Annotated in this window: 17 protein-coding genes; 5 read left to right on the top strand and 12 right to left on the bottom strand. The window is 36.3% G+C overall.

Annotation, left to right across the window (positions count from 1 at the left end; all coding sequences use genetic code 11):
- The first annotated feature begins 113 nt into the window (after positions 1-113).
- Positions 114-584, top strand: a complete 471-nt coding sequence (locus I6U50_RS11865; protein WP_198638981.1) for a CBS domain-containing protein — start codon at positions 114-116, stop codon at positions 582-584.
- Here I6U50_RS11865 and I6U50_RS11860 read toward each other — a convergent pair.
- The 4 genes from I6U50_RS11860 to I6U50_RS11845 form a co-directional block, all read right to left on the bottom strand.
- On the bottom strand, positions 581-928 hold the full coding sequence (locus I6U50_RS11860; protein WP_193710097.1) for a hypothetical protein: 348 nt from the start codon (positions 926-928) through the stop codon (positions 581-583). The genes I6U50_RS11865 and I6U50_RS11860 overlap by 4 nt on opposite strands.
- Before the next feature lie 151 nt (positions 929-1,079).
- Positions 1,080-1,505, bottom strand: coding sequence for a DUF4174 domain-containing protein (locus I6U50_RS11855; protein WP_227740299.1), 426 nt, complete (start codon positions 1,503-1,505; stop codon positions 1,080-1,082).
- A gap of 22 nt (positions 1,506-1,527) precedes the next feature.
- Positions 1,528-2,145, bottom strand: a complete 618-nt coding sequence (locus I6U50_RS11850) for a DEAD/DEAH box helicase (RefSeq protein ID WP_198638980.1) — start codon at positions 2,143-2,145, stop codon at positions 1,528-1,530.
- 203 nt (positions 2,146-2,348) lie between these two features.
- Positions 2,349-2,984: a hypothetical protein gene (locus tag I6U50_RS11845; protein WP_198638979.1), complete on the bottom strand. Its 636-nt coding sequence runs from the start codon at positions 2,982-2,984 to the stop codon at positions 2,349-2,351.
- A gap of 229 nt (positions 2,985-3,213) precedes the next feature.
- Here I6U50_RS11845 and I6U50_RS11840 point away from each other — a divergent pair, with 229 nt between their 5' ends.
- Positions 3,214-3,549 carry a single-stranded DNA-binding protein gene (locus I6U50_RS11840; protein WP_198638978.1) on the top strand — a complete coding sequence of 112 codons (336 nt, stop codon included), beginning with the start codon at positions 3,214-3,216 and terminating at the stop codon, positions 3,547-3,549.
- On the opposite strand, the gene I6U50_RS11835 is transcribed toward I6U50_RS11840, so the two are convergent.
- Genes I6U50_RS11835 through metG form a run of 3 tightly spaced genes read right to left on the bottom strand, consistent with a single transcriptional unit; the run spans position 3,540 to position 8,073 of the window.
- On the bottom strand, positions 3,540-4,442 hold the full coding sequence (locus tag I6U50_RS11835; RefSeq protein ID WP_198638977.1) for a histone deacetylase family protein: 903 nt from the start codon (positions 4,440-4,442) through the stop codon (positions 3,540-3,542). The two genes, I6U50_RS11840 and I6U50_RS11835, sit on opposite strands and share 10 nt — an antisense overlap.
- A 58-nt stretch (positions 4,443-4,500) precedes the next feature.
- Entirely contained in the window at positions 4,501-5,931 is a 1,431-nt protein-coding gene (locus I6U50_RS11830) for a hypothetical protein (RefSeq protein WP_198638976.1), read from the bottom strand.
- Between the two features lie 54 nt (positions 5,932-5,985).
- Positions 5,986-8,073 carry a methionine--tRNA ligase gene (gene metG, locus I6U50_RS11825; RefSeq protein WP_198638975.1) on the bottom strand — a complete coding sequence of 696 codons (2,088 nt, stop codon included), beginning with the start codon at positions 8,071-8,073 and terminating at the stop codon, positions 5,986-5,988.
- Positions 8,074-8,208: 135 nt separating this feature from the next.
- On the opposite strand from metG, the gene I6U50_RS11820 reads away from it, so the two are divergent.
- Positions 8,209-8,778: a hypothetical protein gene (locus I6U50_RS11820; RefSeq protein WP_193710106.1), complete on the top strand. Its 570-nt coding sequence runs from the start codon at positions 8,209-8,211 to the stop codon at positions 8,776-8,778.
- A gap of 58 nt (positions 8,779-8,836) precedes the next feature.
- On the top strand, positions 8,837-9,199 hold the full coding sequence (locus I6U50_RS11815; RefSeq protein ID WP_198638974.1) for a YraN family protein: 363 nt from the start codon (positions 8,837-8,839) through the stop codon (positions 9,197-9,199).
- Positions 9,200-9,287: 88 nt separating this feature from the next.
- On the opposite strand, the gene I6U50_RS11810 is transcribed toward I6U50_RS11815, so the two are convergent.
- The 3 genes from I6U50_RS11810 to I6U50_RS11800 form a co-directional block, all read right to left on the bottom strand.
- Positions 9,288-11,357, bottom strand: a complete 2,070-nt coding sequence (locus I6U50_RS11810) for a M13 family metallopeptidase (protein ID WP_198638973.1) — start codon at positions 11,355-11,357, stop codon at positions 9,288-9,290.
- A 140-nt stretch (positions 11,358-11,497) separates the two neighbouring features.
- Complete coding sequence (locus I6U50_RS11805; protein ID WP_198638972.1) at positions 11,498-11,980, bottom strand: nuclear transport factor 2 family protein; 483 nt, start codon at positions 11,978-11,980, stop codon at positions 11,498-11,500.
- A 106-nt stretch (positions 11,981-12,086) separates the two neighbouring features.
- The gene (locus I6U50_RS11800) at positions 12,087-12,650 is read right to left on the bottom strand and encodes a hypothetical protein (protein WP_198638971.1); all 564 of its coding nucleotides are present in this window, start codon (positions 12,648-12,650) and stop codon (positions 12,087-12,089) included.
- Positions 12,651-12,805: 155 nt separating this feature from the next.
- Here I6U50_RS11800 and I6U50_RS11795 point away from each other — a divergent pair, with 155 nt between their 5' ends.
- On the top strand, positions 12,806-13,765 hold the full coding sequence (locus I6U50_RS11795) for an NAD-dependent epimerase/dehydratase family protein (RefSeq protein WP_198638970.1): 960 nt from the start codon (positions 12,806-12,808) through the stop codon (positions 13,763-13,765).
- 131 nt (positions 13,766-13,896) lie between these two features.
- On the opposite strand, the gene I6U50_RS11790 is transcribed toward I6U50_RS11795, so the two are convergent.
- Together I6U50_RS11790 and I6U50_RS11785 are read right to left on the bottom strand one after the other, a co-directional pair.
- Positions 13,897-14,091, bottom strand: coding sequence for a cold-shock protein (locus I6U50_RS11790; protein ID WP_037318850.1), 195 nt, complete (start codon positions 14,089-14,091; stop codon positions 13,897-13,899).
- Positions 14,092-14,196: 105 nt separating this feature from the next.
- Positions 14,197-14,436 (bottom strand): hypothetical protein, encoded by a 240-nt coding sequence (locus I6U50_RS11785; RefSeq protein WP_198627991.1) that lies wholly within the window; start codon positions 14,434-14,436, stop codon positions 14,197-14,199.

The following is a 14,436-nucleotide window of genomic DNA, read 5'->3' as shown; positions in this document are numbered from 1 at the left end:
CACAGGGTTTAAAGATACTTAAGATTTTAAGGAATTGTAGCACTGCTAAGTAAGCTTTCAAAATAATTAAATTTTACCTATATTTAAGTTATTAGTAATCAAAAAATTGGGCTATGGGTATTAAAAGTTTTCAGGGAAAAAGGGCAGCGCCGGAAAAACCGAAAAGCGCGCCTATGTTGGTTAGGGATTATATGAGTACTTCGCTTATAACTTTTAAGGAGCATGAGAATATTATGGATGTTGCCGAAAAACTTACCAAGCATAAGATCTCTGGTGGGTGTGTTGTAGACGATAATAATAGGTTATTGGGTCTTATTTCTGAAGGAGATTGCATGAAACAAATTTCTGACAGCCGATATTACAATATGCCTTTAGATGATGCTACGGTTGGAAAGCGAATGACTTGCAATGTAGAAACCATTGAGGGAAACATGAATGTTATGGATGCGGCCAAACTCTTTATTGAAAAGCGTTTTAGACGTTTTCCCATTGTAGAAAACGGAAAGCTTGTTGGACAAATTAGTCAGAGTGATGTTTTGCGGGCAGCAGTAAAATTAAAAGGAAATAATTGGCACCAGGTTTAATTGCGTTTTACCAACGCATAAACGTCGTTTTCTAAAGGGAGATAGCCCTGATTGTACACAAAATAATAGACTTTTCCTGTTTTTGTAGTATAAATACTGGTAATATATTCAAAACTAAAACCACGAGATAGTAATTTATTTTTACGAATCGTGGTTTTTTCGTTTGGATTAAATTCCTCTAAAATGCGGTAATTTTTACGCAGTTGGTTGTTTACATTCCTTACAAGGTTTTTCCTGTCTTTGTTGCGGTTATTATGATAGGAATTGCGGCAGTAATCGCTGCAGAATTTTTTATCTACACGCCCCACCATTTTTTCGCCACATTCCAAACAGGATTTTTGCATATTAGCTTGATAATCGAGATTTAAACCTTTGAGTAAATTCTCTCTAAGCCTATTTCAAGATAGTTAGTTTACATTAAATATAAGAAAAACCTTATTAAATTCTGAAATTCAGTTTTTTAAGGTTTTTTATTGGTGCCGCCCCCGAGGTAGTTTACTGTTCGTTTTTTTGTATTTCTGCCTGGCGCATGGGCATACTATCTATAATATTGAAGAGTTTTTTTGCTGAAAGCATTTTAGTTTGATCCAGTTTTTTACCGCCGTCTAAACCAATAAGCAATACCCGAAAATCACTTTTTTTACCATTATATGCTTCAAAGAGTTCGGTTGATTTTTTCCAGTTTTTCTCCTTAAAGCCAGTTTTATATTTTTCGGGTAGAATTTGGTAAATCACCAGTTTTCGTTCTTTTAAGCCCTCAGGCTCTTTTTGAAGTTCTTTATATTGTTGTTGAAATTTTTGGTTGTTTTTTGAAGCAATAATTAAAATGAGACGGTCTTTCCATTGGTGTTTAGAAAGATCCTGGGCGTGTAAACTCACGCTGAAGAAAATTAGAATATAGCAGCTTATAAATTTTCGCATATTCTAAAATACAAAATAACTATTATACCTTAAGCCTAAGCGTTTCTGCACGAGCCATAAAAGAATCTTTTAAGCGTTCTATTTTTGGACTCATATTGGATGCAAAAACCAAATATTGACATCTTGAAATATGCTGGGGAATTCTAATTAGATCGTTATAATCACTGTTCTTAGTTAAAAATTCGGCGTTTTCTACGGCAAGAACTTTTAACTGACTTACATTAATACCGGTGATTTTAAAAAGCTTGAATAGCTTTTTAGGAGTAGCAATAACAATATCAACACCGGCATAAATATCATCTTTTTGTTTACTGATGTCTGGAGCATCGTAGGCACTATATACACGCAAATCCATATATTTAGTGAATTTGTCGAATTCTTTCTCCAAAGCAAGGGCAGCCTCTTTGTCCTGCACAAAAATCAATGCTCTTGGAGCATCTTCAAATGCCGCACTATCTAATTTCTGAATGGTACTAATTACAAGTGCCGTTGTTTTTCCCGAACCCTCTGGAGCTACGATAAATAAATCCCTTCCACTTTTAATTTTGGGTAAAATTTGCTTTTGAAAAGGAAGCAGCTTTTCAATTTTTAGTCTTTCCAAAGCTTCTTTAAGCGGAACATTCAGTTTTTCTAATGACATACAATTTGATTTAAACCAGATGCTTTTTTATTAAAAATCAAAGACTTACGGGACTTACAAAGATAAGGTTCCCTACAGTTATAGCGCTATAAAAATATAATTGCTTTTAAATTACTTCAGGTTTGAAACAAAAGGTTTGTTATTTATACGATAAGTGAGATTTTTAACCACTCTGGTGTCTAGACTTTTGCAATAAAAATCCTTTAGGCTTTTATGAGTTGCTGTAATCTGGTTTCAATGGGGAAGCCTTTAATTCCTTCTTTAGTTTTTAAATAATTTTCAATTTCTGTATTGGTCATACAGTAGGTTTCTTTTAGGCCTTCAATAATAATTTTTAAATAGAATTCGTGCGGAGAATTGATTTCATCTTTTAAGTATTCTTCATTGGTGAAGGTAAAAATAGGGCAGTTTTCTTCCTCCCCCAGGTAAATAATTTTCCCGTACCAGGAGTTATTTTTCATATCCAGGCTAGCATTTTTAATTACTTGTTTCAGATCTATATCAAAATCGCCTTCAAATTTTATTTCCTGTTGCACCAAATCCACAAATTGTTGTTGGGTAATGAGGTACATCCTGCCCAGGGTTTTAATATTTTGATTAAAGTCGGGTTTTATAAATCCGGCACCGCCTCCACTCCAGGTTTTTGAAGATTTAGCGAAATAAAGTTCACCGCTAATACTAATACTTTTAGATTTTTCAGGAAGTGTTTTATTAGTGCAACCGGGATAAACACGCTTAGCATTTGCAGGTTTGCCGCCACTAATATAGCAGCTAAAACGTTCTTTTAGTAAATTGGAACCATAACAGGCATACCAAACTTTGGGCTCTTCTTGTAGCATCTTTTTCCTCTAATAAAAGCTTTCAATTTGAGAATCACAACTCTGGGCAAAAAATAATTTCTATAACCTATTATGATTAATCTAAATTTACTATTTAATCATTTACAAACGTTTACAAGCGTCTTTAAACGTAAATAAATAATTACCAGACGATTAGAATTTGTTTTAAGATATATGTTTGTGCTGTTGAAATGAACCAACGATTTTCAGCTTTTTAAATGAATATGTTATGAGCACTATTAGAAACAAAGTACAATTGATCGGGAATGTAGGAAAGGAACCTGAAATCGTAAATCTTGATTCGGGCAAAAAGCTCGCGAAATTCTCGGTTGCGACTAACGAGAATTACAAAAATGGAAATGGGGAGCGCATTACCGATACCCAATGGCATAACATTATAGCCTGGGGTAAAACTGCCGAGTTAGTAGAAAAATATGTAGGTAAAGGTAAAGAAGTTGGGATAGAGGGAAAGCTTACCAACCGGAGTTGGGACGACAAAGATGGCAATAAACGCTATATTACTGAAATTGTTTGCAATGAGTTGTTGCTGTTAGGTCAAAAATAGATCTCGTGGGCCAGGCGATAGGTATTGGCGTGAGCTTCTATAATCACTCTTATTTCTTTAGAGTAGCCGCCGCCCATACTGCATTGCACGGGAATATTTAGATCGTGGCAGGTTTCTAAAACAAACCTGTCTCTTTCTTTACAGCCATTTACAGTGCAGGAAAGTCGGCCTAGCTTATCGGTTTCTAAAATATCTACGCCGCTTAGGTAAAAGATGAAATCTGGTTTCTGTTTTTCAATTAAACCGGGTAAAGTTTCTTTTAATAGTTTTAAGTAATTGTCGTCGCTACTACCGTCCGGTACTTCAATGTCGAGGTCTGACTTCTCTTTCTTGAAGGGATAATTGCCTTTTCCGTGCATAGAAAAAGTAAAAACCGAAGGGTCATCCTGAAAAATTTCGGCTGTACCGTTTCCCTGATGAACGTCCAGGTCTACGATAAGAATTTTATCAGCTAATTTTTTATGCTGAAGGTACCTGGCGGCAATTGCCTGGTCGTTTAGCAGGCAAAAAGCTTCTGCACGATTGGTATAAGCGTGGTGGGTACCACCGGCAATATTAAAAGAGATTCCATTTTCTAAAGAGTAATGAACAGCTTTCATGGTCCCATCGGCAATAATCATTTCCCGTTTTACCAAAGCTTCAGACAGTGGGAAGCCGCTTCTTCTAATTTCTTTTTTACTAAGATTTAAGTTGCATAATCGTTCAAAGTAATCTTTATCGTGAACATTTAGAATATATTTTTCTTCGGGGAATCCCGGTTCAAAAAAGTTGTCTTCGCTACAGGTTCCTTCGTGAAGCAACTGTCTGGGTAGAAGCTCATATTTCTCCATCGGGAAACGATGGCCTTCGGGTAAAGGATGTTTATAGATGGGATGGTAAGCGATTTTGAGCATGAACTAACTTTCTAATCATTCCCAATGGCCATATTTACCTGCATTGCGTGGTTGAAAATTATATTTTGTAAATATTATAAACACTAGCAAAATTGTTATAACCGCCCCAGTAATAATTTCCGTTTTTTTCAAAAATCGTTTCGGCGAATATATTTCCATATTTTTCAGAAACTTTTTTAATTTTATTAAAAATATTTGGTTCTATATCGCCTTCAATGTGTTTATAATTTTTATCAAATAAACCATTAATTTCCACTGTTCTACTATAGCCATAAGAAATATATCCGGTTAACATTGGGTTAAACCCTATAGTCATGGCACTTGCCATTCCTCCACCTAAGGCACCACCCATCATGCCCATGCCCATGGCAGGATTACTTTTGACCTCTAGTGAGCTTCCTAGATTTATTTGATATACCTCGCCCTTTTTTCTAGCAGTTATGGCAATAGGTAGATTTTTCATTTTTCGGATAAATTTGGCTGTTTTTTCATATTCACGATATGATGTATACATACCTCCTTCTTGAACTATAGGAGTATTCTTAAAGTAAATCTCTTCACCCTTACTAACTTCATGGGAGTTTAAAACAGAGTTGTTTTTAAGATTTACAATGTGAAACTTCAGAGCATCTTTAGTTGTAATTACCTGATATATGTTATGATCTAAAACAAAGCTGTTCGAAGCTTTATGATTCATCTCTTTTCCAAAACGTGGTTTGGCAATCCTACTTATATCACCAGTCAATTCATCTAAATTTATTTGTAAAAGATAGGTGAAATAATGATTTTTATCGAGGTTAACCAAAAGCTGATTTTCTTGTTTTAAGATCTTTACGTTTTTGGAAGCTTCTTCAATACTATTGGGTTGTCCCTCCTGCATTATACCAATGTCAGTGATTTTTGAGAATCCCTCATAAGATGTGAAAAGATCATTGAATTTTATTGGTCTATTATTCTCGTTGAGGTAGTTACTTTCGCTAAAATCTATTAGGGTGGTAGAAGGAGAGTTGTCTTTTGTATATTTATATAACTTAATGGCTTCAGAGCTATTAGGAAGAGAGAAAATAAAAAAACTGTTTTTGTAATTTATACTTCCTAAAAACCTTTCTTCTTTTAATCTAATTTCTAATTCTGTGAAATTAGTTTCTCCGGAATCAAAATGAAAAACTATTTTCGAAAATTTAGTTTTAGTTGTATTGGATAAAAAAAGGCTCACTTCCTTATCCTTGATAATATATCCAGAGAAAATGTCGAATTTATTAGGAATTTTTAAAGGCTTTATATGGCCAATTTTTTTAAAATTGTTATCAAATAAAAGCGCCTCGATTTTTCTTCCTTTAAGAGTGAATAATGCAAGGTTATCATTCTCTTCATCTACAATATTAAATACCTCTGAATTTTGGTTAAGCTCTGTTTTAAATTCTAATACTCTTTCTTGTGCATATGAAAACTGAAAAAGAATAAGTAAAAAGAGAGAAATTTTCTTCATAATTATTTAATGTTTGATGAATTTAGTCAATCCGAATGCATTTTGGGGTAAGTATTAATTTATCGTAGTTCCCGGCTCAACCCCATCTTCATCCGGATTTACAAAAACCAATTTTCCGGCTGCATTTTCGGTCATTAAAATCATTCCCTGGCTTTCTACACCACGTAGTTTTCTAGGTGCCAAATTGGCTAAAACAGTTACCTTTTTACCAATAATTTCTTCAGCTTTATAATGCTCGGCGATTCCGGAAACCACTGTTCTTTGATCTAAGCCCGTATCTACTTTTATCACCATTAATTTTTTGGTTTTTGGCATTTTATGGGCCTCTATAATAGTGCCCACACGTAAATCCATTTTGGTGAAATCCTCAAAAGTAGCGGTTTTTTTCTGCGGCTCTATTGCTTTGTTTTCGGCAGCATTGGCTGTTTTTGTTGCTTCCAGTTTATCCAATTGTTGTTGTATTTGTGCGTCTTCTATTTTACTGAAAAGTAATTGCGCTTTATCGATTTGATGACCTGCGGGAAGTAAAGAATCCCGTGTGGCTATTTTATCCCATTGTGAATGTTCCTTTGCAGAAAGCTTGCTTTCAGCATCGGTAAAATTCAGCATTTTTTGAAGTTTTGCCGAAGTAAACGGTAAAAACGGTTCGCTTAAGGTGGCTAAAGCCGAAGCGATTTGTAAGGCCACATACATAATGGTTTTTACACGTTCTTCATCGGTTTTAATCAATTTCCAGGGCTCTTCATCGGCCAGGTATTTATTTCCTAAACGAGCTAAATTCATTAATTCGCCCTGCGCTTCACGGAAACGGTATTTTTCAATAGAACTTGCTATAACGGCAGGATAGGCCTTTAGTTCGGCAATGGTTTGCTCATCTACTTCCGTATAATTATTTGGCTTTGGAACAATGCCCGAGTAATATTTATTGGTTAATACAATAACACGATTGATAAAATTACCGAAAATAGCCACCAATTCATTATTGTTTCTTGCCTGAAAATCTTTCCAGGTAAAATCATTATCCTTGGCTTCAGGTGCATTTGCAGTTAGAACATAACGCAACACATCCTGTTGATTAGGGAATTCTTCTAAATACTCGTGTAACCAAACCGCCCAATTTTTGGAGGTAGAAAGCTTTTTTCCTTCCAGATTAAGGAATTCGTTTGCAGGAACGTTTTCAGGCAAAATATATTCTCCGTGAGCTTTAAGCATGGTTGGAAAAATTATACAGTGAAATACTATATTATCTTTTCCTATAAAATGAATTAGTTTGGTGTTTTCGTCTTTCCAATAAGGTTCCCAGTCTTTGCCTTCGCGCTCGGCCCATTCTTTGGTAGAAGAAATATAACCAATGGGTGCATCAAACCAAACGTAAAGTACTTTGCCTTCCCCGCCTTCTACCGGTACCGGAATCCCCCAGTCGAGGTCTCGGGTTACCGCTCTTGCGCGTAAACCATCGTTTAACCATGATTTTACCTGCCCATGCACATTGCTTTTCCAATCGTGGGCATGGCCTTTTACAATCCATTCGTCTAGCCACTCCTGGTATTGGTCCAGTGGTAAAAACCAGTGACGGGTTTCTTTTAAGGTAGGAACTTCACCAGTAATGGCCGATTTTGGATTAATTAGGTCTGTAGCGTTTAATGAGGTTCCGCAGCTTTCACACTGGTCGCCATAGGCTTCCTCGTTTCCACATTTAGGACAGGTTCCCGTTACAAATCTATCGGCCAGGAATTGGCCTGCCTTTTCATCGTAAAGTTGTTGAGTGGTTTCTTCTACGAACTTTCCGGCTTCATACATTTTTTTAAAAAATGCAGAAGCAGTGTCGTGATGTACCTTTGCAGAAGTTCTGGAATAATTATTAAATGAAACTCCAAAATCTTCAAAAGATTTGCTGATGATACCATCATACTTATCTACAATATCCTGCGGGCTAACACCTTCTTTTTTTGCTTTTATGGTAATAGGTACTCCGTGCTCATCACTTCCACATACAAAAGCCACATCATTACCCTGCATTCGTAAGTATCGGGCATAAATATCGGCTGGAACATAAACACCGGCAAGATGGCCAATGTGAATAGGGCCGTTGGTGTATGGTAATGCTGCGGTAATAGTGTATCGCTGTGGAGTATTGTTCATTTATCTTAAAATTTATTGAGGCAGCAAAGGTAAGCAACTCCATAAAAATACGCGTTAAATTCTTGTAAAACACAGCATGACTGCCACAAATGTTTCTGATTTTAGCCTTTTAAAACTATTTCTAATAACTAACCAATGAAAAAATTAAGCTTACTAATTTTTGTGCTGAGTTTAGCGGCTTGTGGAAGTTCTAAGCATAAAGCCTCTAAAGATAAATTTGTAGTAGAAAACCTTACAGGATATAGCGCCGAAGATTTGATAAATAATTATCCGGACGCTAATTTCTATGAAGATAGCGGGATGTTTGAAGAAGGGACCGTAGAGAGAGCCTATACCATAATGTACCCGGAAACTACCGATGAGTTGCATATTAGCTGGAAAAGTGAAAAGCGAGAGGAAATTTTCGATATTCGCTTTTCAGGAAAGGGAAGATGGAAATCTGCACAGGGAATTGAAATTGGAACTTCTTATGATGCTTTAAATGAACTTAATGGCCAAAAAATCTCTTTTTATGGGTTTGGCTGGGATTATGGAGGAGCAGTACTTTGGAATGATGGAAAATTAGAAGACTCTAATTTAAGGGTGTTTCTTGCTCCAAACGTTGATATGCCAAATAAATACTATAAAGACAGCATTATTGAAGTGAACGAAGAGGAAGTAAAGAAAATGGATTTAAAGGTCTCAAGTATTATGCTTATGAACTAGGTGCTTTTTACAGGGAAACCCCCAGGCTGAAAGCCCCTGTAAAATTTTAAATTCACATATGGCTCAGCATAATGCTTTGGGGGAATTGGGTGAACGCCTTGCTGAAGAACTTCTTTTGAAAAAGGGATATGAAATTTTGGCTAGAAATTATGTTTATGACAAAGCGGAAATAGACATTTTAGCCCGGAAGGATGAGGTTCTGGTAGTAGTGGAAGTGAAGACAAGAAGCACACCCGATTTTGGGGACCCACAAAGTTTTGTAAAGCCTAAACAAATTCGGCAGCTGGTAAAAGCTGCCGATTTCTTTTTAAATGATCATCAATTAGAACTGGACACTCGCTTTGATATTATCGCTATCATTAAAAATAAAGCCGGAATAAAGGTTGAACATTTGGAAGATGCTTTTCTACATTTTGGGTGAGCCAACTTGATCTAAATAAAAAGACCTCCCAGGTTTTTGAAACCTGGGAGGTCTATATTTTTATAGATTTTCTTTTAAAGAAGTTTAATTACCAAATCTTCACCCGCTCTTCCGGGGCTACATACATTTTATCTCCTTCTTTAATATCGAAAGCAGTATAAAAAGCATCTATATTCTGTAGCGGTACATAAGCACGGTACATTCCCGGAGAATGAGGATCTGTTTTAATTTTGTTTTTTAGAGCTTCGTCTCGCATTTTTGTTCGCCAAACGGTGGCCCAGGACATAAAGAAACGCTGTTCTGGTGTGTAACCATCTATTTTTCCAGGATTTCCATGTTCTTCTAAATGAATTTGTAGCCCATCATAAGCAGCATTCACGCCGCCAAGGTCTCCAATATTTTCACCCAGGGTAAACTGTCCGTTTATATAAACACTATCCAATACTTCAATGCTGCTGTATTGATCTGCAAGGTCTTTGCCAAGTGCTTCAAATTGTTTTAAGTCTTCATCTGTCCACCAGTTGTTTAGGTTTCCTTCAGCATCAAAACGAGCACCACTATCATCAAATCCGTGAGATATTTCGTGGCCAATTACCGCTCCAATTCCACCGTAGTTTACAGCGGCATCGGCTTTATAATCGTAAAAAGGTGGTTGTAAAATAGCTGCCGGGAATACAATTTCGTTGTAACTTGGGTTGTAATATGCATTTACGGTTTGTGGTGGCATAAACCATTTGCTTTTATCTACCGGTTGGCCTAGTTCTGCCATGTTTTTGGCAACTCTCCATTTGCTTGAGTTCATCATATTTTGGAAATACGACCCACCTTCTTCAGTATTTACAATCTCCAGCTTGCTATAATCTTCCCACTCGTCGGGATATCCAACTTTAATAGTGGTAGTTCCCAGTTTTTCTTTGGCTTTTTTCTTAGTCTCTTCGCCCATCCAGCTTAAGTTATCAATCCTGTTTTCGTAAGCTTTGATAAGGTTAGCTATCATTTCCTGAGCTTTTTCTTTAGCTTCAGCCGGAAAATGTTCTTCTACATAAAGTTTGCCCAAGGCCTCTCCAAGTGTTCTGTTTACGGTTTGTAAAGCCCGCTCGTCACGTGGGCGTTGTTCCTGTGCTCCTCTTAGGGTTTTACTGTAGAATTCCCAGTTTGCAGTTTCAATATCTGTAGAAAGGGTTCCGGCGGCATCATTAAAAATGCTCCATTTTAAATAATCTTTCCAGTCTTCAACCTCATTTTTAGCAATCACTTCTTGTAGTGATTTCATATATTCAGGTTGTGAAACTATAATGGTATCTAAATTTTTTGCACCAATTTTTTCAAAATAGGTATTCCACTTAAAAGCAGGAACCATATTTTGAAGCTCGGCTAGCGTTTTTGGATTGTAAGTTTTACGGGCATCGCGACGTTCTACTTTATCCAGCCTGGGTTCTGCAAGCTTGGTTTCAAAGGCCAGGATTCGTGCTGCAGCATTAGCAGCTTCTTCTTTAGAGTAATCTATATACTGAAGCATCCTGGTAATATGCTGCTTGTATTTTTCCCTTTTTTCTTTAGAATCTGCATCATCGGCTACATAGTAGTCACGATCTGGTAATCCTAAACCTGAAGGATAGATATATGCTGCATTCATATTACTATTTTTAGCATCTGAACTTACCCCAAAAGAGAAAAATCCGGCGCCACCATATTGTTGCATTTCGCTAAGGAACTCCTGTAAATCTTCTTTGTTATTTATTGCGTCTACTTTTTCCAAATATGGTTTTACCGGTTCCACGCCTTTTTCGTTTCTGGCAAGGGTGTCCATAATGGTATTGTAAAGATAAACCGCCTTAGCCTGGTCGCTGGAATGGTCTAAACTATCGTTTTTAGAAGCACCTTCAAGGATAGCCATGGCATCTTCATCGGTTCGCTCACGAAGCTCCATAAAACTTCCCCAGGTAGTCTGGTCTGATGGGATTTCGGTAGCATCTACCCATTTCCCGTTTACATACTTAAAAAAGTCGTCTTGAGGTGCAACGGTGGTATCCATGTAAGCAAGGTTAATACCGTGAACTTCTTCTTTTTTAGATTGCTCCTTTTCGTTATCCTGACAACTGCTAAGCGTAGCAGTCCCCAAAACCGAAAGCAACATTACTTTGGTTATTTTTTTCATGTGTGGTTTAAATTATTATAAATTCTTTGGCTAAAATACTAAAAAGTAGCATATATAATAACGAACAATAAATTGATATATGTAGCTGATTATTATTAATTTATCTAGAGTGAATCCAGATATTGTAAGAAGTAGTTAGCTTATTGTTTTTCTTCTATAAGCTTTTGGTCAAATTCTTTTTTAAGTTGGGTTATTTCGGCAACATTTTCATTAGGGATGGTGATTGAAAGCACATAGTGGGCAATTTTCCAACCATTTGCTGTTTTTTGAAGCACGCCCGAGCCACGACAAATGCCCATTTGGGTAATTAATAATTCATCAAACCAGGCAGTTTTAGCATTTTCTTCGGTATAGATATTTCGTTCTAAAGTTTTAAAACTCCAGGCTTTTCCGCGGTCAAAATAAGGTTTAGAAAATTCCCTAAAATCTTTATTTTGCCAGTTTTCTGTTGCATCTGTGCCTATAAAAACACCGTCTTTGGTCATTAAATCAAAATAATCCTGAAAATTAGCTTCTGCCGCCGCTTTATGCCATTGTGTTAATACATGGTCTATTTTAGATTTGTCTTGTGCAAAACCAGTTATACTGAAAAACAGGAAAATAATTACTGCAATCTTTTTCATGCTAATACTTTTTAATTTTTTCGGTAATTAAATTTTATGTTCCGGGGCCTGCCTCGATATAAAAAACCTTTTCTTTTAATACTTCGCTGGCTTACCACAAGGTAATTTATTCTATAGAGATAGAATCGGCAGGAGTAGAAATGGTATCTCTTTCGGCTTTAAATTCATCCAGTTCTTCTTCAAAATCCTCCAGGGTTTTCAGAAAAAGTTCATTTAGCTGAATTTTAAAATTATTAAATTCTTCCGGGATTTCCCCTGCAACTTCGGCAATTGCTTCTGCGTCTAAATGTCTACGATGGGAGAGTTGCTCCAAAACCTTTGCTTTGGTGGCCAACACATTGGCGCGGGCACTTACTGCATTAGAATTTAGTGAATCTGGAATGCTGGAGACAAGGGATCCCATAACCTGCGAGATAGGTTTAGAGCTTTCAATGGTTTGTTGCAGGTTATAGTTTTTTAATTGGTCTACTTCATTTTGTGCAGCGATATAAGCCAACCACTTTATGGCTTGCTCCCTGGCTTCAGGAAGTAAAACTATTTCCTGGTTAGTGGTTTTTATAGGTTGCTTTAAGGTTATAGAGTCTAATTTCGTATTGAAATTGTCTTTATTAGAAGACTTTTCGGTACAAGACCAAAAGAGAATTATTGATATAAAAACCAGTTTTTTCATATAAACACAAAGTTAGTCTAAATTACTTCAGTTTTCATAGAATTTATGCTGATAAAACTAAATACATGAAAATTGTCTAATAGAAGTGAAGGTTTCAGAAGTTTTTTTACGAATACCTCTATGTATTTAAATATATTTGCGGAAAAATGAATACCATGGCCGGAAAAATTTTAATTATTGGTGCTTGCGGACAAATTGGAACCGAATTAACGCTGAAATTACGGGATCTTTATGGAAATGATCAGGTGGTGGCGAGTGATATTAGAGAAGGAAATGAAGAGCTGATGAGTTCTGGCCCGTTTGAGCTTGCCAATGCAACCGACGCTGCAAAAATTGAAGCTTTGATAGACACATATAATATTAGTGAAGTCTACTTAATGGCTGCTATGTTAAGTGCTACCGCAGAAAAGGCCCCAATGAAGGCCTGGAACCTTAATATGGATTCGCTTTTTCATATTTTGAATTTCGCTAAGGATAAAAAGATTGAAAAGGTATTTTGGCCCTCAAGTATAGCAGTTTTTGGTCCGACTACTCCTAAAAACGATACCCCGCAAACTACCATTATGGAGCCTTCTACGGTGTACGGTATCAGTAAGCAAACCGGAGAACGTTGGTGCGAATATTATCATGATAAATACGGCGTAGATGTAAGAAGTATACGTTATCCGGGAATTATAAGCTATAAAACCCTTCCCGGGGGTGGAACTACCGATTATGCAATTGAAATTTTTCATGAAGCACTAAAGAACAAAGAGTATACTTCTTTTTTGGCTGAAGATGCCGGCCTGCCTATGATGTATATGGACGATGCAATAAAGGCTACCGTAGATATTATGGCAGCAGCTTCAGAAAAAATAAAAGTAAGGTCTTCTTATAATTTATCGGCTTTAAGTTTTACACCAAAAATTCTTGCTGAAGCTATTCAGAAGGAAATTCCCGAGTTTAAAATAGCATATCAACCAGATTTTAGACAGAAAATAGCCGATTCCTGGCCCTCAAGTGTAAACGATTCTGAGGCAAGAAAAGACTGGAACTGGAAGCACGAATTTGATTTACAAAGCCTGGTTAAAGAGATGCTTACCGGTGTTTCAGGCCAGTTAAAAAATTCGAAATGAACACATTTTAAAAAATAGTATTTTTACAAACCTTCTAGTGTATCATAGAAGGCTTTTCTTTTTTTAAGAAAAAAGCATAAAAAAGCCGCTTATAAAGCGGCTTTCCAGTTCTTGAAATAGGATAATATATATTATTCTATAACGCGTACTTCTGCAGCGTTAACTCCTTTTCTTCCTTCTACTTCAACGTACTCAACTTTATCACCTTCGTTCAAGCTCTCGCCATCTAATCCAGTAATGTGTACGAAGATATCTCTTCCTGTTTCGTCGTTGGTAATGAATCCGTATCCTTTAGACTCATTGAAAAATTTAACTGTACCTTCCATTGTAATAATAAAATAAATAATTAATAGAGAACAAAGTTAGTACAATATTATTGAAGACAATGCAATAATACTATTTTTCTTTTGAAAGTATTCTAAAACAAGTGTTTAATCTATGCCTTTGTCTCGCATTTTATCCATGTTCTCTTTAGTAAGAGTGTAGTCTTTAAGGCGTTTTCCTTTCCATCTAACATAAAGGAAAATGGGCATTAAAATAAATGCACTCGCCAAAACAGCAAGACCAATTATTTGGTCTCCTAAGAGAACATCCTCAAAAGTGCGGTAATAAAATCCCACTCCAATGGCAATTAGTATCGATATTCCTAAAATCTTTAAAACGGTATTCAT

The organism is Salegentibacter maritimus, assembly GCF_016236975.1.
In the GTDB taxonomy this organism is placed as follows: Bacteria; Bacteroidota; Bacteroidia; order Flavobacteriales; family Flavobacteriaceae; genus Salegentibacter; species Salegentibacter maritimus.
The sequence above is the reverse complement of the archived record's forward strand: the minus strand, read 5'-3'. Positions and strand labels throughout refer to the sequence as shown.